We start from the raw sequence: 20,235 nt of genomic DNA on the forward strand, positions 1-20,235 counted from the left end.
CATGCTTTGATTTTTAAGGGTAAATTTAACCACAATAACAAAATTAGTTTTACCTGTGGACAGAGGCACCTTTTCCCACCTTATTTTGCGTTTTACAGGGGTTTTTACACATCAATTGTGGAAAAGAAACTCCCGGGGATGAAAAATGGTCAAAATGCATACCCGCTTAAATTAGCCCTGTTTTATTCACAATTTTATGTGGATTAGAAAATCTGCTTTTTTAACATTTGTGAATAACCCTTTTTTAGATTCTGACACTTAATTTCGCCGGAATACCTGCTGTAATCAACATTTAAAAATATTTGGCTCGTGGAAAAGAAGAAGTTGTTAATAACCCCGTCATGTGGAAAACCTGTGAATGTTACATAGTCCATAAAAGTGTTATAACCACCTGAAATCCTTTACTGTATTGAGTTTCAGGACAAAAAATACTCTTTTGCAGTTACAGTTTATTTATTCTATTTTTGCTATCCTTAAAAATGTAGACTATATAATATATGTCAGTAATTCAGAAAATCAGGGACAAGTACGCCGTCATGATCGTTGTAGTGATTTGCCTGGCTATTGTTAGTTTCCTGTTGCAGGATGCCTTTTTTGGCAAAAGTTCTCTATCCCGCCGCGATACCAGCGTGGGTAAAGTAAATGGTGAAGATCTCGATTTAGCAGAGTATCAACGTCGTATTCAGGACGCAGAAAACAACGCGCGTCAGCAAATGCCCAATATTGACGAACAAACACGTCAGTATATCCGCGAACAGGTTTGGAACGAGTTTTTGAATGAACAAATTATGCAGGCTCAATACAAAACATTGGGTATCGACGTAACTGAAGCAGAAGTTGTGGACCAAATCAAAGGTAAAAACCCCAACCCGGTAGTTGTGCAACAATTTACCCGTGATGGCCAGTTTGACCGCAATGCGTTGCAACAGGCTATTTCACAGGCAGGCAGCAATCCGCAGATCCGTGAAGGGTTACACCAACTGGAAAGCTATATTGCCAAATACCAGGAGCGTTTGAAATATGTAACCCTTGTTAAACAAGGTATTTACTATCCAAAATGGCTGGCAGAACAACAACAGAAAGATAACAGTCAAACAGCAACGGTATCTTATGTAAGCGTTCCTTATGCTACCATCGCCGATTCTACTATTAAGGTAACAGACGCGGAACTCGATCGTTTTATCCAGGATCACAAGCAACTGTTTAAAGTAGAAGAATCCCGTAAAATAGAATATGTATCCTTTGATGCGATCCCTTCTGCCGCCGATTCAGCTGCTGCTATCCAGCAGATTATGGCAATGAAGCTGGAGCTGGATACCACAAAAGAAAATATTGCAGGGTTTATTAACCGCAATTCAGATATTAAATATTACGACGGATATATTTCCAGAAACGAAGCAAAAGTTCCTATGAAAGATTCTATCGTGAATCTGCCGGTAGGAACCGTTTTCGGACCATACTACGATAATAACCTGATCGTTTTTGCGAAAATGGTGGATCGTAAAAATATGCCCGACAGCGTAAAAGTTCGTCACATCCTCATCGCCTCCGGCGCCCAGGGTGGTTTACCGGACTCTATTGCTAAAAAACGTGCAGATAGCCTGGAGCTGGCTGTAAAAGGCGGCGCCGACTTTAAAGCGCTCGTTGATCAGTTCTCTGATGACCCGGGAAGTAAACAAACCGGTGGTGAATATGAGCTGACTCCATCTTCTCAATTTGTGCCTGAATTCAAAGACTTCGCTTTCGATGGTTCTAAAGGCCAGGTAAAAGTGGTAAAGACGCAGTTTGGTTATCATGTTATTGAAATCCTGGATCAGAAAAATATTGGTCCGGCTATTAAAGTAGCTTATCTCGGTAAGTCTGTAGAAGCCAGCAAAGAAACCAATAACAACGCCTTTAGCGCTGCCAGCGGTTTCGCCGGTAAAAGCGGCAATGCTGCAGCTTTTGAGAAAACAGTACAACAGGAAAAGCTGAATAAAAGAATCGCTGATAATGTGCGTCCAATGGATTTCGTGATCCCTGGCATCGGACAATCACGCGAACTGGTGCGCTGGGCTTACGAATCCAAACAAGGTGATGTAAGCAAAGTATTCACCTTCGATGATAAATACGTAGTGGCCGTTTTAACCAATGTACGTAAAGAAGGTACTGCTCCGCTCGCAGATGTTAGACCTCAGGTAGAAGCTGAAGTTAAGAAACATAAGAAAGCAGAGCAGATCATAGCTAAACTGCAAACCCCGGCTTCGCTGGATGCTGCAGCAAAAGCAACCAACCAACCGGTGCTGAATGCAGAAGGCGTTTCTTTCGCTACTCCGTTCATCGCTTCCCTGGGCTTTGAGCCACGTGTTGCCGGTGCATCTTTCAATAAGAAATGGGGTACTGCAACAGTATCCGCTCCAATTGAAGGAAATGCAGGTGTATATGTGGTTAAGGTAGATAGCTTCCAGCCGTCTGGTCAACCGGCTCAGGATATCGCTTCCCAACAGGCAGCTTACGAACAGGGTATTAAATCCATGCTGGATCAGCAATTGTTTGAAGTGTTGAAAAAGAAAAGCGATGTGAAGGATACCCGGGGTAAATTCTTCTAAACCACTACATTTTTTACTGACATAAGAAAAGGGAAGCACTACTGCTTCCCTTTTTGTTCCTCCTTCCTTCCCCCTTTCTCCCCTTATTCCTATTCCTGCGCCGATATTCGTAAATTTGTATTCTTAAATAGGGCTAAAATGGAAGAAATCATAAATAAAGTAGCGCAGAGTGGACTGGAAACCATTGATCTGGAACAGTTTTACCCAAAGGGAGAAATTGTTGTTTTTGATATGAAGGATTACCTGTTTATGGGACTTATCCTGAAGGAAAAGGATTTCCGGGCGGCGATGCAGTTGCACGATTGGGAACAGTACCGTGGAAAAAATGTAGGGTTAATATGCTCCGCGGATGCCGTTATTCCTTTATGGGCTTATATGCTGGTAATGACCAACCTGGAGCCTGTAGCGGCCTATGCAGCTTTCGGCAACGCTGAATTTATACATAATACATTGTATCTCAGGAACCTGGGAGAAATTGACCTTTCCGCTTTTACTGACAAAAGGATTGTTATTAAAGGATGTGGTGACAAACGGGTGGGAGAAATTGCCTATGCGGAAATTACCCGGCTGTTGCGCCCGGTAGTAAAGAGTATCATGTATGGAGAGCCCTGCTCTACTGTACCCGTATATAAGAAGAAGAGCTAAAACCAGCCTCTTTTCCGGAATATCATTATCATCAGCACCAATAATATGCCCATGCCTCCCAGGGTATAGTAATAACCGTTGGTAGATGCCAGTTCAGGCATGTTGTGAAAATTCATTCCATATATACCAGCGAGCAGTGTTGGCGGCGCCATTAACGTAGTAACCACCGCCAACACTTTCATGATTTCGTTCATCTTCAGGTTCAGCTGTGTATGATACATCTCCTGTAAATTCAACACCATATCCCGGTAGTTATCTGCCAGATCATTACATTGAATGATGTGATCGTATATATCCTTATAGTACTTAGTTACTTTATCATCCAGCAGATCACTTTCGCTTTTCAGAAAACCGTTCACCAGTTCTCTTACCGGTGCAATAGCCCGTTTGAACAGGAAAACCTGGCGGCGCAAATAATTAATCCGCGCCAGCGTACGGGTGTTGGGTTGATGTTGAACCAGGTCTTCCATCATTTCAATCCTTTCTCCCAGTTTATCCATCACGATGAAATAATTATCAATAATTACATCCAGTAATGAATAACAGAGATAATCCGCGCCACCATTGCGGATCCTGGATCCCGTTATTAAAAGTTTTGCTCTCACCGGATCAAATACATCCCGTGCGGGGTCTTCCTGGAAAGAGATCACAAAGTTTCTGCCTAATACAATACTCACCTGTTCCAGGTCTATAGAAGAAGTTTCGCTGTTGAAATAAATCATTGGAAGCAAACAAAACATCCGGTCATTGATTTCATCCATCTTTGCCCGTTGCCCTACACTCAAAATATCTTCTTCCAATAATGGGTGGATTATAAACTGTTCACATATGGCATGCACCTCCTCTCTCTTGATACCATCAATGTTGATCCAGCTTAGTTGCGGAGCGGTTGCATATTTGAAAGTTTCTTCTATTTTGTTTAGCAGCAGCTCTGAGCAAAGACTGATATTATAATCAAAAACGGTGATCTTGGTCTCTACCGCCGGCTTGCGGGTAGTTACTTCTTCTGCCGGGTTAAAGTTCATGATGCGTTGCTTCTTCACCTTGAATGGGTTTAGCACTTGTACTACGCCGGGAATAGGCAATTTATTTTTGAAGGCCATATGTGCTGATGTTACCAGGATTGATCACCGAATTTAAAGTAAAAATCGGTTAATAGTAGTGAGAATGCCTGCTATATCTTAATTAATTACACCTGTTGAAGGAAAGTTGTTTAGCCCCGGCTTTTGCCGGAAACCAATCGCACCGGGCTGAAAATAAATACGTAACTTAAATCCTATGGGGTATATAGACTATTTGCCTGATCCCGGGAAGGGCTATTTTTCAGAAAGATAAAAAAGAAATCGCCCGGCATTGTTACAGCCGGGCGACAAGGATTAAATATGATGAACTATATAATTACTTAAAACTTTGGCAGCTCAATAACCGGTGGAGTGCCGGTGGCCGGGCGTTCAAACAAATCGCCATATTGTGCGTTGGCTGGTTTGAAGCCACTGTTCCATAAATAAAACCATCCGTTTTCTGAACCGCCACCATAGTCAAGCCTGTCTTTCGCTTTAGCCGTAGCATCATTGGAGAATTTTGCTTTGGTAAGCTCTATCCATTCGCCGGTATTTGTTTTGATCCAGTGGTTACCGAAGTATCCTTTACGGCCGAGGTGACCATTTTCAAAGGAGAAGTTTTCCAGGAAAGAATAAAGATGCCCCATGTACTTCCCGTCTTTGGGGGCTCTGAAGCTGGCAATCAGTTTCCACTCTTTGTGTTCCGGTACATAAAAGTAGGCAGTGTAAGTAGTGGTACTGCCTGTTGGCACACTGTGCATCAGGAAACGATAAGTATCTCCGGCTTTCCAGTTGTATACCCAATGGCTATGTCCACCGGTGCCTTCGCCGCCAAACCCGCTGGCGTCCACACTATCTCCTTTTGCCAGCATTACCACCTGGTCTTCATACTTTACTTTGCTGCGTTCCTGCGGTTCCCCGCCAGCATCCCATACGGAAAAAATAATTCTTCTTTCGGCAGGAGAATTTACCTGCATACCAAAATATCCCCTGTGAAATCCACAGGACATGAAATAAGTACCCAGTTTATCTTCACCTTCCGGCACTTTAATTTCTCCATAAAACCACTCTACATTTTTACCTTCCGGAACAGGATAATTTAAATGTACAGAAGCCGCACGGCGCCAGGGTTTGGCGTTGTACTGAATATCTTTGGTGGCGGTGCCGGAAAGGGTTACATTTTTAACATCCGCATATACATTTCCTTTCTTCTCCACTCCTTTTAACGACACACAATAGAAGCCTGCTTTTTTAATAGTTGTTTGTAAAACAGGGATATTTACGAAATTATCATTGGTAGGAATGCTAACTATTTTTTCTGTACCATTTACCGAAACAGATACTTTGCTTTCGGCATCGGCTTTCGCTGATAGTGACACTTTGAGTGAGCCGGGAGTGGCTACATGAAAATAGAAATTAACGGTGTTGCTGTTATCCGTCCAGTGTACAACGCCGTGGCGTTCACTGATCTCTACATGTTCTTCTACCGGATCGGCATAGGCGGCAAAGCCGGGCAGCTCAGCCACAGGCGCCTGTGCAAAGGCGTTGTTTACAGCAACGCAAATAGCCAGCGATGCTGCAAGGAGTGTTTTCTTGTTCATTGTTCTTAATTGTATGTCAACAAATAAAGCAGCATCTGTTTCCAAATGCAATTTTGCCGGGAAAAAATTACAATCGAATGAGATTCCCATAGAATCAACGGTATGTGCATTAATTTATACAGGGAAGAAACGTACTGATCTTGTGAGAGGTACTGTGCGCGTAAGAGAAGGTAACGGGAATTGTTTTTGTGGCAGATAAGGATACTGCCGCGGTATTTATCTGCCGGAGGCAGAATATTTCCAAAAACTATATAAAACATTATTTTATGGAAAACCAATTAAAAGATAAGAAGGTAGCTATTTTAGTGGCAAATGGATTTGAAGAAGTGGAACTTACAAAGCCGCTGGAAGCGTTGAAGAATGCAGGCGCTACAGTAGATATTGTTTCCCCGGAAGGGAAAACTGTTCGTGCCTGGGCAGAAAAAAACTGGGGGAAAGACTACCCGGTAGACAAGGATATAAAAGAAGTGGCGGCATCTTCCTATGATGCGCTGGTATTGCCGGGAGGCGTAATAAATCCGGATCGTTTACGCACCAACGACCGCGTAGTTGCTTTTGTTACCGGTTTCTTCGAGGAAAGCAAACCTATTGCGGCCATTTGTCATGGTCCGTGGACATTGATTGAAACTGATGAACTTGATGGCCGGAAGGTTACGTCTTATCCATCGTTAAAAACGGATCTTGAAAATGCCGGTGCGTTATGGGTGGATGAAGAAGTGGTGACCGACAAAGGATTGGTTACCAGCCGGACACCAAAGGATTTGCCGGCGTTTTGCAAGAAGATGATTGAAGAAATTGCTGAAGGCCCCCACGATCAGCGTGGCAATGAAGCACGTAAAGGAGGAGTACACCAATTGGGATAATTATCACATACAGGAGTGAGGCGCCTCACTCCTGCTTTTATTTTTTCTTTTTCTTCTTTTTGTATTTCACTTCCACATTGGCAACACCTGTATTCAGCATGCCTATTTTAGAAGCTGCTTTATGTGAAAGATCAATAACCCGCCCCGGTACAAACGGCCCCCGGTCGTTGATACGGACCTTTACACTTTTTCCATTCGCAATATTAGTAACGGTAACGCGCGTACCGAAAGGGAGCGTTTTATGTGCGGCTGTAAGTGCCCGCTGGTGGAAGGTTTCACCGCTTGCGGTACGTTTTCCATCGAAAGAGTTGGCGTAATAGGAAGCTTTTCCGGTTTCGGTAATTTTCCGGCTACAGGAAGAGGCGCCCGTCATTATCAGGATAATGAACAGCAATACCCAATTGCGTTGTAAGGGTGCAGGGATACGCATGGCGGATAGCGATTTAGACAAGGACCTAAAAATAAGTCAATTTTCCGAGGCTTTCAATGACCAGTGGCGGGGAATTTGATGAATGGCAGACAGCTGAACAATGTGAGAGATCAGCTGTTTTTATCTGGCACTCATCCTAACAAATTATTTATGGCAAAACTTGTAGCGGATCAATTAGTAGAGATGCTGGCAACCGCCGGTATCAAGCGTATTTATGCCGTAACCGGCGATAGTTTAAATCATATCAACGATGCCGTGCGCCGTGATGGCCGGATCCAATGGATTCATGTACGGCATGAAGAAGTAGGCGCTTATGCTGCAGGTGCGGAAGCACAATTGAACGGACTGGCCTGTTGCGCCGGTAGCAGCGGGCCCGGACACGTTCACCTGATTAACGGTTTATATGATGCACACCGGTCGGGCGCTTCGGTGGTGGCCATTGCATCTACCTGTGCCACCAATGAATTTGGAAGCGACTATTTCCAGGAAACCAATACCATTAAGTTATTTGACGATTGCAGTCATTATAACCAGGTTGCTGCAACTGCAGAACAGGCACCCAGGATGTTGCAGGCGGCCTTGCAACATGCCGTGCATAAGCATGGTGTGGCGGTTTTAGGATTACCGGGAGATGTGGCCGCCGCTGATGCAAAGGAAATTCCTACTGCCACGAAGCTGTATCATCCGAAACCCGTTATTTGTCCTTCTGTTCCGGAATTAAAGCAACTGGCCGGATTGCTCGGCGATGCGAAGAAAATTGCTATCTATTGTGGTTTGGGCGCCGTAGAAGCGCACGACGAAGTAGTAGCCCTTTCCCAGTTGTTAAAAGCGCCCATTGCATATTCGTTCCGGGCAAAAATGGGGATTCAGTACAACAATCCCAATGAGGTGGGCATGACCGGCCTGCTGGGGCTTGCATCGGCTTATAAAAGTATGCATGAAGCAGATGTATTGCTACTGCTTGGAACAGATTTCCCTTACACGCCTTTTATTCCTGAGAAGGCGAAGATTATCCAGATAGATATCCAGCCGGAAAGGCTCGGGCGCAGGGCTGCACTGGAGTTGGGGCTGTGCGGGGATATTGCGGATACGCTGAAGGTGCTTTTGCCAATGCTGAAAGAAAATACCGACCGGCGATTCCTGGATGAGATGGTAGCATTTTACCGGGAAGTGCGGAAGAAAATGCAGACCTACGTGGAAGACACCGGCAAGGAAAACGCCATCAGCCCTGAGTTTGTGGCTTCTACCCTCAATAAAATTGCGGCTGATGATGCCATTTTTACCGTAGATACGGGCATGACGAACGTTTGGACGGCACGCTACCTCGAAGGCACGGGCAAACGCACGCTGCTGGGATCTTTTAATCATGGTTCTATGGCCAACGCCATGCCGCAGGCCATTGGCGCAGCACTGGCGCAACCGGGCCGGGAAGTGTTTGCGCTGTGTGGCGATGGAGGGTTAACGATGTTGCTGGGCGACCTGATGACCATTAAACAATATCAACTGCCGGTAAAAGTAATTGTATTTAATAACCGGGCCCTGGGCATGGTAAAGCTTGAAATGGAAGTGGCCGGTCTCCCCGATTGGCAAACCGACATGGTAAATCCTGATTTTGGGGCCGTTGCTGTGGCAATGGGTTTCACAGCGTTTACGATCCATAAGCCGGAAGATGTGGAAAGCATTTTATCCCAGGCAGCGGAAACAGCGGGGCCGGTGCTGGTAAATGTATTTACCAATCCGGAGTCGCTGGCCATGCCGCCGAAAGTGGAGTTTGCCCAGATGAAAGGATTTGCGCTGTGGATGGGAAAACTAATCCTCAGCGGAAGATATGAGGATGTATTTGATGCGGTGAAATCTAACTACAAGCACCTGAAAGATGTGCTGTGAGTATGAATTTACGGGGAGATGATTTCAGGACCATCTCCCCGTAATATTAAAACGGATACCCGATAGCAATGTTAAGAATAAGGTTCTTTTTGCGCCAGTCGGGATCGCCAAAATTTATTTTATCAAATACCCAGCGTTCGTTTTCCGGAAGGTAAGGAATGCGGAAGGGAATGGCCAGATCGAGGCGTACTACCACAATAGATGCATCTATGCGTATGCCTACACCCCCGCCAACGGCAATGTCTTTATAAAAAGTGTTGAAGGCAAATTTGCTGCCTGGTTTATCCGGCACATCTTTCTGCAACCAGATGTTACCTGCGTCTACAAAGGCAGCCACATTAAATACACTGGCTACGTGTACACGCAGCTCGGAGTTGAATTCCAGCTTAATATCACCGGCTTCATTGGCCAGCAGGGCCGAAGTATCCACCGCGGGATTGTGATATGATCCCGGCCCGAGTGTACGCGCCCTGAATGCCCTGATGCTGCTGCTACCACCGGTGAAAAATTGTTTTACAAAAGGCAGGGTGGATGAGTTGCCGTATGGTAAACCATATCCGAGTAACAGGCGGTTTACCCATTGTTTACCCTTGCCTAACTGCCAGTAGTGGCGCGCTTCTGCGGTGAACCTTTCATATTGCGCAAATGAATTTCCAAATAATGTTTTTTGCCCGGTATCATTTTTTGGAATGATTAATCCGGCTATGTTCCCCGAGATATCTATATTCCCACTCAGGTAGAAGCTGTGTACCCGGTTGGCCTGCTGGTTGTTGTAAGTGATGGTGTAGTTCCCTCCCAGGATGAATTGTTTTTCAATAGCGTTGCGCTGACTTGGATCGTTTGCCAGGATACTGTCGTATGCCGGTGTTGTTTTAGTAGGCAGTACATATGTAAGCGCCACCGGTGCAAAAATATGACTCAGGTATTGTGTCCGTTGCCACAGGTATTGTAGCTGTAACGTGTACGCGTTAAGGTTATACAGGTCTGCACGGCTGTATAGTTCATAGCTGGCGCTTATTCTTGTTTTAGGCACATAAGGGGTACGGATATTCAGTCCGCGGAAAGGCGTAATGAACCGCGGGAAAGTAACGGCCACTTCTCCACCGAGGCCGTACGAATTGGATCCGCCTGCATTTTTATTACCGGTTTGCCATTCCAGGCCGCCACGCAATCCTATTTCCAGCAATGCCGCAGAATGCAGCCAGTTACGGTTTTTAGCGGTTATCTGTATCTGTGATCCAATGAAGCCGTTAGATTTGGACGTACCACGTAATTCTGTTTGAAGGGAACGCCGCTTGTATGGGGTGAGGAAAAGTTTTGCATCCAGCCATCCACTGTCGAGCGCCACCCGGTTATTTACCATCGCCCTGTAATTGCTGGCCTGGGAGGTATCACGGGAATATGTGCTATCGCGCCGGTTCAAATTTCTGCCGGAAGCATCCCGCCTCCTGGAGCTGTCCCTGGCGCCGGTAACATTTGGGTTACCTCCTGTTAAGTTGTGAAGAGAAGTATCCCGTACCGGCGAAAACTGCCCTTTTACAAATTTGAATACGCCCAGGTTAATCAGCCTTTGCAACGTAATATTATGTGAGCTCAGGCGATACAAACTATCCGGCCGTAAAAACACGGACCGGTCAAATGCAGATGATTTGAACCGGTGGGCAGAGTCCACAATGTAAATGCCTTTGTATCTTACGGGAGTCCCCTGTGTAGAAGCGGAGTCGTTGTCCAGCGAGTAGTCAGGGAACAGTACTATGTCATGCATCCTGTAAGGGCGGAGCGCTGCCAGGGGTGTGTTATCTTTTATCTTCACAAACAGATCTACGGTACCGCTATTGGTACTATCTACCTGTACCAGTAAATAATCGGGGGTAAAGTAATAATAACCCTGTTCTTTTAGTGCGGCGTGTATGCGTTCCCGTTCGGCCCTGATTGAATCGAGCGAATAATTGGCGCCAATGATCAATGAGCTTTCCGGTTTGGTATAAGTAACGGTTTTGCCGATGGCGCTGCTATCTGTTAAATAGGTGACGCTTTTTATAGTATACCGGTGATTGGGCGTAGCGGCGTAATTCATGGAAGCCTTTTTCTTACCGGACAATTTAACGGCAGATGTAACCCCTGCCTGGAAATAGCCATTATCCACGAGGTATTCTTCCAGCACCTGCGAAGTATAGTCGGGTTTGGCCTGGCTCAGCAAAACGGGCGGTTCTCCCCACTTTTTACGCAGCAGGTAATTCAACCCTTTCCCCCTGGGTTCATTGCCTAAATTATACAGCCACAGCTTTATGGGCATACCGAGGAATTTACGGTTCCTGTTAGGGCGGATTCTTTTATCCAGTCCTTCCATCAGGGAGCTATAATCTTTCGGTCTTTTTTTAGCAATGCTATCAGTGATCCATTTTACTTCGCTGCCAGTATATAGCCGGTCTCCTTCGGGTACGGTACGCGTGGTACTGCAGGAGCTGATTACCAGGCAAACCAGGCTACAGTAAATGATGATATGGCTATTTACTTTTCGCATCAGGCGTTGTCGTATTTTTATCGTCTTTCTTATTTTTTTTGTTATCGCGGAGTTTCTGTTTTTGAGCATCAGATTTAGACCGCTGCAAAATTTCACGGAATTCATCATAGTCCATGATCAGTGCAAAAGCTACTCCGGTTTCCACCACCTGTCCTTCCAGCACGGTTTGGCTATCGTTGCGCTGATATACCCTTATCCGGTAACGTCCGTCGCGCGTAAGTTTATATTCCACAGAAATATCGCCGATCAGGGAGCTGGCATTTTGCTGGTTTCCCTGCAACATGATATTGGAGCCAACGGAAACGGATAAACGATCATTGAATAATTGTTTGGAGGCGCCCACTTTCAGATTGGTAGATTCCTGTGCAGTGCCGGTGGAATAATCTTCCTGGTTCTGCAGATCGAAGTTGAGATCCACTCCTTTGATCAGGTTGCCCGCCATGTTATTGAGCTGTTGTGAAAGTATTTTACTTACACTGTTTTTCGCTGCCTGTCCTACTCCCCCGCCGGCGCCATCGAGTGTATTCATAGGATCATCGGGAATAAAGGAGTTGAGCACCAGCAGTCCCATCACCTGTTTATTCAGTTCAGAAGGCACCTGGTTAATTTGTTTCAGGCGGTTATACGGTGTTCCATTCAGCGTATTCCGGTCTTTCTCTGCCAGATCCAGGCGGAAGCTGATATCCGGCTTCATCAGGTTGCCTTTGATCATCAGGTACACCTGGAATGGCATCCGTTGTTTATAGGTATTGCGTTGTTCGGCAGACATGCTCTGGAGCTGGTCTGCCACGAGATCGTAGGCCGGAGCATTCACCGTATATTTGGCGGTGATGTCCAGATCGGCGCTGGTAGCGTCTCCATTGAAAGACACGAAGCTGCCTTTTTCTATGTCGAAAGAGCGTTTAATGAGCTGGTTGAGCGACATCTCATATTTACCTTCTGTTATTTCGTAGCGGCCGGTAAGACTTAACTTACTGCTGGGGTCCAGTGTGGCATTGATACTGGCGGTGCCCTTTGCCTGTACATAATCACCGTTCTGTGAATCGATAATAATTTTAAGAACAGATTCTGGTGTAATATCGAGGTTGCCGGATAGGAACATGCCTTTTAACCGCGTGGTTTTAAACCGGAGGCTATCCTCACGGGCCAGTAGTGCGGAATCGACAGGATTGGATTTATCCACAAATTCTATTACGCCTTCCCTGTTGGCGAGTCCTGGTTCTTCCTGTGGCAGCGTCATGGTAACGCTGGATTTGTCGCGTAACTTTACGATGGCATCAATTCTTGGCAGATCCAGTGTGCCGCGGACCTTCACCTTACTATCTATATAAGCAGGACCATAAATCCATTGATCCGGGTTTTGTTGCCGGCCAAGTGCCATGAAGTTATCGGCGGTAACATCGAGGTTAAAGCTATAGCGGGTAAAGTTCCTGGTATTGATGCGGCCATCTACTACCAGTTCATTATTGGCACTGTCGGCTATTACCAGGTTATTCAGCAATATACCTCTTTCATCTATCACAATATCTTCATCCGGCAGATGGAAAGTACTGCCAATCATGGTTACCATGCCGGCGGCATTATCAAAATGCAGGCTTCCCAATACTTTGGGAGCGGAAGGAGGACCTGTAATATTGAACTGCCCGGTGGCGTTGCCGGACATTTTCGTCATACTGCCCATCATGAATGGTTCCAGGGAGGCAATGCTCAGTTTGTTGATATCAAGCTGGGCGTTGATAGTAGTGTCGTAGGTACCATCTACTTTTATATCATTATCGTTACCGGTTAATCCGGCTATAAGTTTATATTGCCCCGGGCCACTGTTTTCAACATTGGCATCCAGTGTTCCCATGCGTGTATTCTTCACCGTTAGACTGTCTACTTTCAGTGTAGCGTGGATCAGCGGCGACTGATTCCAGTTCCTGACTGTGGCTTCCGCATTCAGGATACCGTTGGCCAGCAGCGTGTCTGTTGCCAGCAGTGCGGTAATGGTAGACAATTTGAAATTGGCAATGTTGGCCTGAATTGAAGGAACTGTGCTGGTATCCGGCTGGGTCACAATCTGGATGGACTGATCGCCCTGCGACAGTTTGATATTTGCGGTATCCGGTGCGCCGTTTTTCATCCGGAGAATATTGTTTTCTGCCACCGTCCATTCCTGTTTATTCAGCAGCAGTCCGGGTTTAAGGGATAGCTGCATGGCATTCTCTTTCAGGAAGGTGAAAATGCCGCCCAGTTTATATTTGGGTTGTCTTTTAATATCATCCAGCACAACGTCAAAATCAACCACACCGGTATTGGCATACGCTGTGAAATAGGTGTGTTGCAGCGGGAATGAAGGGTGTGCCATATGGGCGAGGGAAGCCCCAAGCCGCATAGAAGTATCCAGGATAGAAACGCCCATACGCAGACTGTCGACCTGCAGGGAATCGTAATTAACTTTCGGAAGATATGCATTTGCGGTAAGCAGGCTGCTGTCGCTGTTAAGGCGGCCATTCATCACCAGTGGCACTTCCATGCGCAGTGTCGGGATCATCTGCTGCAAACTCTTTGGCCATTGTAAAGAAGCATTCCATTGCAGTGATTGTCCGCCGGGAACCTGTACAATAACGCCCGAATCGGCCGGCAGTAAGGGCTTGCTGATAATGTTGGTGAATGCGGCGCCCACCTTTGTATAATCGATATGGCCGTTGGCGCTGATCAGGCCAAACGGACTTTTTAAAGTAATGTATTGCTGATCCTTGTATTCTGTTAGCAGGGAGATACTGTCCAGCGGAAATACCTGTCCCTGTGTGGCTATCTGCCATTTTGTTAAAAAGGCGTTGCCTTCAATGCGCTGTGGTTCAATGCTGTTAAAATCTGCCAGGAGGTTTCCCTGTATAGTTAACGGTTCTGTATACCAGTGGGTGGCATAAAGGTCGGCTTTAGCCAGTTCCATATTTACTTTCAGTCCCTGGATGGTAGTATCCACCAGTTGCCCGCTGATATCGAAAGTGGCGGTGATGCTGCTGTCTGCGCTTTCGCCCTGTGCTTCAAAGTCGCCTTTGTTGATACCGGCCATTACACTTACATCATGATACGTATAGGCGTTATAGGTAGCTTCATCCAGTTGTACGGTGGCTTTGGCTACCATTTGTTTTAGCGTATAGCCCTCACCGGTAGCACTCATTTTTCCGGACATCCAGCCGTAGGTGGTATCGTATAGCATGGCGCCGGGGTTTATGCGGAAGTAGGGAATACTGATAGTATAGCTGCTGCGGATGCTGTCGGTGATATTAACGAGGCGCGAATTGATATTGGCGTTGGCGGTTTCGCTTTTCAGCTGCAGTTGGGTAACCAGGTCTTTCATACCACCTTTGAACATACCGGTAATCAGCATGTTTTCCGGCAGGCGTGGCGTATCTGGCAGCGTACCGGCAGGCAGCCAGGCGCGCAATGGTTTGTTTCCTGTTTGTATATGAAGTGTAGGAAGATCGGCATTGAGGCGGTCGGGATCTGTAGCATGGAACAGCTGGCCATTGTCTGCTTTAATCAGGTTGCCTTCGTGATCGTTGACGTAAAGCTGTTTAATATTCAGTTCTCCAAGATTTCCTTTTAGTATAGCCGCCAGCGTTAGTTGTTTATTCCAGAGCTGGTCGAATGATTTATTTTTGCGGGCATCAGGAACAAAAGGCAGCCACTCTCCCAGCGCTACATGCACAGAGTCGAGATTAGCATCCAGCCCGAGTTGATCCAGGTGGTCGGAAATGCCTGACCAGGAGGGCACGGTTACAATGATCTGTTTGCGGAATATGCTTTTATTGGTTTGCAGCAGGAAATTGCGCAGCGCTAGTGTATAAGGCGTAAATAGTACGTCCATATTGGCTTTGCGGATAGTAAAGCCAGACTTATCCCGGGCGGTCAGTGACTTTATACCCACCATAATGCTATCGGGCTTATACCGGATATTGCTGATTTTACTGGAGAAGCGGGTCAGGAACAGGTGGTTAAAGTCAGGATCAGGTCCTGCGGTCTTTGGCGCCGTTCCGCCATTATCATAGCGTAAAGCCAGCTTATCGAGATTTACCTGGGTGGCAAATACCTGCCATGTATTTGGCGTGGTGTCGTTTGGCGCGACAGGAACGGAATCTTTTCCGGGCGCCATCATCACCAAACCAGTGGTATTGCTGATGGAGAGATCTCCCACCTGTATCCGGGTGGAGTCCTGGTCCAGGTTGCTGTTGCGTAATTGCAGCGCGCCTATTTTCCAGGCCGTGGTAATACCGGAACCTTCATCTGCATACAGGAAATTACTGTTATTGATCTGTAGTTTTTTCAGGAGCAGGTGCAGGGATGCACTGTTGGTATCAGCAGGAGGCGGAGGCGGAGCGGCCGATGTTATAACAGGAGCGATGTATTGTTGCCGGAAAAAGCCTTTTAGTCCATCGAGGGTAATACCCCTGAATGCGTAAATGCCGTCATCTATAAGCAGGTCGTCCGGATCAACATGTAAACTATCCCAGATGAGTATGGCAGACATGCCACCTTGTGCATCGGCATAGCTTACTTTTACTTTACGGAATGAAATGTCTTTCAGCCGGTACTGTAAGGAGGTACCGGTTTCCGGGGCCAGGGTATCTTTTTTACCAGAGGGTGTTACAAATGCATCAACCGCAAACTGGTAATTAAAAGCGGAATCGCCGGGATGCCGGTATACATTTACCAGCAAGGTATCCCATTCCAGTTTATCTATTTTCAGTTCGTTGCTGATCAGCGACAGCAGGTTGTAATGCACTTTGAGGGAACCGGTGTAAAAAAGGGCCTGGTTGGAGGTATCTGCCACATATACATTACGCAGTTCCAGGTACTGCCAGCCACGTGCGCGCAGGTAGCCGATCTGCACTTTTGTGTGCAGTTTCTTCCGCAGGTATAATTCTCCCTGTTCTCTTAAATAATTCTGGACGCCGTTCAGTTGTAATAATAAAACAGCCATTACGGGCAATAGGAGCACCGCAACAACAATCCATATAAGCCATCGCCACCAGGGGCGGCCGTGTTTTTCTCCGGTTTCTGCTGGTTCTGTCACTATGATATATTACAAAAGTAAATTACTGAATATAAACGCAAAAGCGTGCTTATGGTTTACTTTACCGGCAGGATAGTGCAACCGGGCGCTTGCCTGCCGGTACAACAAAATCCATACCTTATGGTCACCAGTATAACTGGTAATTGCAAGAATACATTAAATACGGTAACGGACATACTTTTTTTGGTGGCGAAAACAGAATGGGGCGAGTAGTAATATGCACAGATTGGCGAACGGAAAATGGATCGGACGGGTTGGTTTTTATTACTTAGTTATCCTGATTCAGGGCATTTTTATCTTCTTTTTCAATTCGTTTTTTAACTTTATCCACATCTTCTGCCGGTGGGAGACTTTCCGGTTTTACACCTCTTTCGAGAAGTACATTTCTGACGGCAGTATTGTTATCGACATGTTCTTCTGTAATATCATCTTCTCCTTTCAGATCTTTCTCTACTACATTATGGCTGGTGATTTCTGCTGCCAGGTCTTTTGCCTTAATAGTAATGGTGGGAAGGAAATCTGCCAGGGCTCTGTTTTCCGGAACAATAAGTTTTCTCTTCATATCGCGGGTTGTGAATCCGCCGAAAAGGGCTTCATCGCCTTTGGACCGGATCCGGGCAAATCCTTTATCATCCACCCCTCTTTCGTAAATAATACCAGATAGAACCTTTTCTGACTTCGATAGTTTTTCCCGGGCATTAAGGCGGTCAATATCCAATAGTCTTTTTTCAACAATTTCCTGTTTGCGGGTTTGTACGGCGAAGTAGGTTTGTGCAAATGCAATCGGATCTTTTTGGGTATCGCCGCTTTGAGCGATCAGGTAACAGGCGTAACGGGTGAGGGCGATATCCTGAAGTTGTCTTTGGCCTCCTTTGGGAACAGGTATCGATTTCGTGATGTCACGAAAATGATCGGAAACGACAATCCCGCTGTTTTCACAGGAGTTTTTGGCCTTTTCAATGACTTTGAAAAAGTTTTCCCATCTCAAGTAACCAAGAATTTGTTGCAATTCCCTGGCACTCCAGCACTCAATACCTTTGTGTTCATAACAAGCCTGCTCAAATTGTTTAAACAGTGCTTCAATCAATTCTTTTTTCATGAAAAAGTGTTTATTCATCTCACAATATTGTGATAGGCACAATATACCAAAGCCACAACAGCAGCAGGTTAACGAAACTTAAACACTATCATTTTGCAAGAAATTTAATTACTTTATTTCTGGCTTGTTCCTTTGGTTAAAACGGAAAATATAATATTCCAGCTGATCTTTCTTTTCCCTGTCGGCCCTGAATTCATCGAGGAGTACGCTATCCTGTGGAAGGATATATTTTTTGAGATTGTAGGCAGATAATTCCAGTATCTGACCAGTTACTACATTCAGCACTTTTTTGAGTACCACCGGTGTGCTGATGCTGTTGGTAGTCATATCGGCCTGATTGATATAGCCGCGCGAGGGTTGAATGCCATGTAAAGCATATATGCAGTAGTAGCCGATTTCCTGTAATCTATTGAGACCGTTGTCTTTGATATAGATATTCTTCCCGTCGCAGAAGCCCCAGTAATTTTTCAGTTTGTGTTCCTGGCCGGCGCCATCCCGGAGTACCAGTTCATTTCTGTTGGCCAGCAGATAGATTTGCGCGGCGGAGCTACGGTTTTTGATCACCAGGTCGCCTTCTTCCGAAGGATTATTTGATTGAAATTCCTCAAAGGTCTTGTACAGCCCTTTCTTTAGTTGAGGGGCATCGGTAATCAGCACATTTTGCCCCGTTACGGAGATACCGAGCAGCAGCAGGCTCCAAAAACACAACAGTTGTTTCATAATTTAACAAATGTATTGGGTTTAGGGTGTGGCGATACCCGGAAATAGCTGAACACCTGCTTTGTTTCTGCTGATGTTTGAATTATGTCTTTAAAATCCGGAGGGAAGGCTGGTATTAAACAGGAACAGGCCGTTTCGGGGAGAGGATCCTGTCTTTTAAAAAAATATAGGCCGGGTAAAAACCCGGCCCGGCTGAAGGTTACAACAAAATCTAAACCTGCTTATGAGAAAAAATTTGAATTACATAATTGAATTATAAGGCCATTGCCTGCAATGAATGGTCTTTGCTTTCCAGCTGGGAGCTACCCATCAGGAATTCGTCCACTTTTCTTGCGCACTCGCGACCTTCGCTAATAGCCCATACCACCAGTGATTGTCCGCGGCGCATATCGCCGGCAGTGAACACTTTGGGGATGGATGTCAGGTAGTCTTTTTCGGTAGCTTTTACATTACCGCGTTCATCTCTTTCCACTTCCAGCTGATCCAGTAAACCGGTGTGCTGGGGATGTACGAAGCCCATAGCCAGTAAGGCCAGTTCGCAGGGTACATCTCTTTCTGAACCGGGTACTTCCGTGAATTTTGCCGGTCTGCCGTCGGCGCTGGCGGTCCATTGCAGGTCTACCAGGCGCAGGGCTTTCAGGTGGCCGTTGTCATCTCCGATAAAGGATTTGGTAGCGATGGCCCATTTACGGTCTGCTCCTTCTTCGTGGGAAGAGGATGTTTTTAAAACCATTGGGTAGGTTGGCCACGGCATATACGGCGTACGTTCACCCGGAGGCTTTGGTAATAATTCCAGCTGTGTAACGCTGTTGGCGCCATGACGGTTACTGGTTCCCACACAGTCGGAGCCGGTATCACCACCACCAATTACAATTACATTTTTGCCGGTTGCCAATATATCGCTGCCTTCTACTGCAATATTGCTAACTCTTTTGTTCTGTTGCTTCAGGAAGTCCATTGCATAGTGTACGCCTTTCAGCTCACGGCCCTGAATCGGCAGGTCGCGTGGAATGGTGGAACCACCAGCCAGTACAATTGCGTTGTATTCTCTCAGCAGATCATTGGTACTGACGTTAACGCCTACGTTAGCATTGCATTGAAACACCACTCCTTCTTCTTCCATCAGTTTCACGCGGCGGTCTACCACCCATTTTTCCAGTTTGAAGTCTGGAATACCATAGCGTAAAAGTCCACCTGGCGCGTCATCGCGTTCAAACACGGTTACGGTATGGCCTGCGTAGTTCAACTGTGCTGCTGCGGCCAGGCCGGCGGGGCCGGAACCAATAACAGCTATTTTTTTGCCGGTACGCATACGGGGCGCTTTCGCCTGTACGAGACCTTTATCGAAAGCTACTTCAATGATATGTTTCTCTATTTCCTCGATAGCTACCGGGGGCTGGTTAATGCCGAGCACACAGGCGCTTTCGCAGGGAGCAGGACAAATACGTCCGGTAAATTCCGGGAAGTTATTGGTAGCCGACAGTATATCATACGCTTCTTTCCAATCCTGACGGTATACGGCATCGTTAAATTCCGGTATCACATTGCCCAGCGGGCATCCGCTGTGGCAAAAAGGCACCCCGCAGTTCATACAGCGGGCCGCTTGCTGATTTAACTTATTATCGGGGAAGCGTTCTACAAATTCATTATAGTGACTAACCCTTTCCCGGGGATCCGCTTTCCCGGGCAGCTCGCGTGTAAATTCCAGGAATCCTGTAGGTTTACCCATAATTTTCCTCCACAAGTCCCTTA

12 protein-coding genes are annotated in these 20,235 nt (G+C 46.2%); 4 read left to right on the top strand and 8 right to left on the bottom strand.

All coding sequences use genetic code 11. The annotated features are described in order from the left end of the window. Positions 1-497: 497 nt before the first annotated feature. Positions 498-2,588 (top strand): peptidylprolyl isomerase, encoded by a 2,091-nt coding sequence (locus ACMXI2_RS28150; protein ID WP_483779211.1) that lies wholly within the window; start codon positions 498-500, stop codon positions 2,586-2,588. 138 nt (positions 2,589-2,726) lie between these two features. Then, positions 2,727-3,233, top strand: a complete 507-nt coding sequence (locus ACMXI2_RS28155; RefSeq protein WP_483779212.1) for a DUF2480 family protein — start codon at positions 2,727-2,729, stop codon at positions 3,231-3,233. On the opposite strand, the gene corA is transcribed toward ACMXI2_RS28155, so the two are convergent. Then, positions 3,230-4,336 (bottom strand): magnesium/cobalt transporter CorA, encoded by a 1,107-nt coding sequence (gene corA, locus ACMXI2_RS28160; RefSeq protein WP_483779213.1) that lies wholly within the window; start codon positions 4,334-4,336, stop codon positions 3,230-3,232. The two genes, ACMXI2_RS28155 and corA, sit on opposite strands and share 4 nt — an antisense overlap. A gap of 299 nt (positions 4,337-4,635) precedes the next feature. Next, on the bottom strand, positions 4,636-5,895 hold the full coding sequence (locus ACMXI2_RS28165; protein WP_483779214.1) for a DUF3472 domain-containing protein: 1,260 nt from the start codon (positions 5,893-5,895) through the stop codon (positions 4,636-4,638). Between the two features lie 266 nt (positions 5,896-6,161). On the opposite strand from ACMXI2_RS28165, the gene ACMXI2_RS28170 reads away from it, so the two are divergent. Continuing rightward, positions 6,162-6,758, top strand: a complete 597-nt coding sequence (locus ACMXI2_RS28170; RefSeq protein WP_483779215.1) for a type 1 glutamine amidotransferase domain-containing protein — start codon at positions 6,162-6,164, stop codon at positions 6,756-6,758. A gap of 37 nt (positions 6,759-6,795) precedes the next feature. Here ACMXI2_RS28170 and ACMXI2_RS28175 read toward each other — a convergent pair whose 3' ends face one another. Next, the gene (locus tag ACMXI2_RS28175; protein WP_483779216.1) at positions 6,796-7,188 is read right to left on the bottom strand and encodes a septal ring lytic transglycosylase RlpA family protein; all 393 of its coding nucleotides are present in this window, start codon (positions 7,186-7,188) and stop codon (positions 6,796-6,798) included. 150 nt (positions 7,189-7,338) lie between these two features. Between ACMXI2_RS28175 and ACMXI2_RS28180 the strand changes: the two genes are divergently transcribed. After that, on the top strand, positions 7,339-9,075 hold the full coding sequence (locus tag ACMXI2_RS28180; protein ID WP_483779217.1) for a thiamine pyrophosphate-dependent enzyme: 1,737 nt from the start codon (positions 7,339-7,341) through the stop codon (positions 9,073-9,075). A gap of 46 nt (positions 9,076-9,121) precedes the next feature. Here ACMXI2_RS28180 and tamL read toward each other — a convergent pair whose 3' ends face one another. From tamL to ACMXI2_RS28205, 5 genes are all read right to left on the bottom strand, one after another. After that, positions 9,122-11,599 carry a translocation and assembly module lipoprotein TamL gene (gene tamL, locus ACMXI2_RS28185; RefSeq protein ID WP_483779218.1) on the bottom strand — a complete coding sequence of 826 codons (2,478 nt, stop codon included), beginning with the start codon at positions 11,597-11,599 and terminating at the stop codon, positions 9,122-9,124. Then, entirely contained in the window at positions 11,583-16,664 is a 5,082-nt protein-coding gene (locus ACMXI2_RS28190) for a translocation/assembly module TamB domain-containing protein (RefSeq protein ID WP_483779219.1), read from the bottom strand. Before ACMXI2_RS28190 ends, tamL begins: the two co-directional genes overlap by 17 nt. A gap of 268 nt (positions 16,665-16,932) precedes the next feature. After that, entirely contained in the window at positions 16,933-17,763 is an 831-nt protein-coding gene (dinD, locus tag ACMXI2_RS28195; protein WP_111577204.1) for a DNA damage-inducible protein D, read from the bottom strand. A 108-nt stretch (positions 17,764-17,871) separates the two neighbouring features. After that, positions 17,872-18,483 (bottom strand): hypothetical protein, encoded by a 612-nt coding sequence (locus tag ACMXI2_RS28200; protein WP_483779220.1) that lies wholly within the window; start codon positions 18,481-18,483, stop codon positions 17,872-17,874. A 253-nt stretch (positions 18,484-18,736) separates the two neighbouring features. Then, complete coding sequence (locus ACMXI2_RS28205) at positions 18,737-20,212, bottom strand: glutamate synthase subunit beta (protein ID WP_483779221.1); 1,476 nt, start codon at positions 20,210-20,212, stop codon at positions 18,737-18,739. Positions 20,213-20,235: the final 23 nt, after the last annotated feature.

This window comes from Chitinophaga sp. G7 BAM 1005, assembly GCF_057126945.1.

Bases quoted from the DNA above. Each gene is read 5' to 3' on its own strand.
- ACMXI2_RS28170 (WP_483779215.1), top strand. From the start codon at position 6,162: ATGGAAAACCAATTAAAAGATAAGAAGGTAGCTATTTTAGTGGCAAAT.
- ACMXI2_RS28200 (WP_483779220.1), bottom strand. From the start codon at position 18,483: ATGAAACAACTGTTGTGTTTTTGGAGCCTGCTGCTGCTCGGTATCTCC.
- dinD (WP_111577204.1), bottom strand. From the start codon at position 17,763: ATGAAAAAAGAATTGATTGAAGCACTGTTTAAACAATTTGAGCAGGCT.
- ACMXI2_RS28180 (WP_483779217.1), top strand. From the start codon at position 7,339: ATGGCAAAACTTGTAGCGGATCAATTAGTAGAGATGCTGGCAACCGCC.
- ACMXI2_RS28175 (WP_483779216.1), bottom strand. From the start codon at position 7,188: ATGCGTATCCCTGCACCCTTACAACGCAATTGGGTATTGCTGTTCATT.
- ACMXI2_RS28165 (WP_483779214.1), bottom strand. From the start codon at position 5,895: ATGAACAAGAAAACACTCCTTGCAGCATCGCTGGCTATTTGCGTTGCT.
- ACMXI2_RS28205 (WP_483779221.1), bottom strand. From the start codon at position 20,212: ATGGGTAAACCTACAGGATTCCTGGAATTTACACGCGAGCTGCCCGGG.
- corA (WP_483779213.1), bottom strand. From the start codon at position 4,336: ATGGCCTTCAAAAATAAATTGCCTATTCCCGGCGTAGTACAAGTGCTA.
- ACMXI2_RS28150 (WP_483779211.1), top strand. From the start codon at position 498: ATGTCAGTAATTCAGAAAATCAGGGACAAGTACGCCGTCATGATCGTT.
- tamL (WP_483779218.1), bottom strand. From the start codon at position 11,599: ATGCGAAAAGTAAATAGCCATATCATCATTTACTGTAGCCTGGTTTGC.
- ACMXI2_RS28155 (WP_483779212.1), top strand. From the start codon at position 2,727: ATGGAAGAAATCATAAATAAAGTAGCGCAGAGTGGACTGGAAACCATT.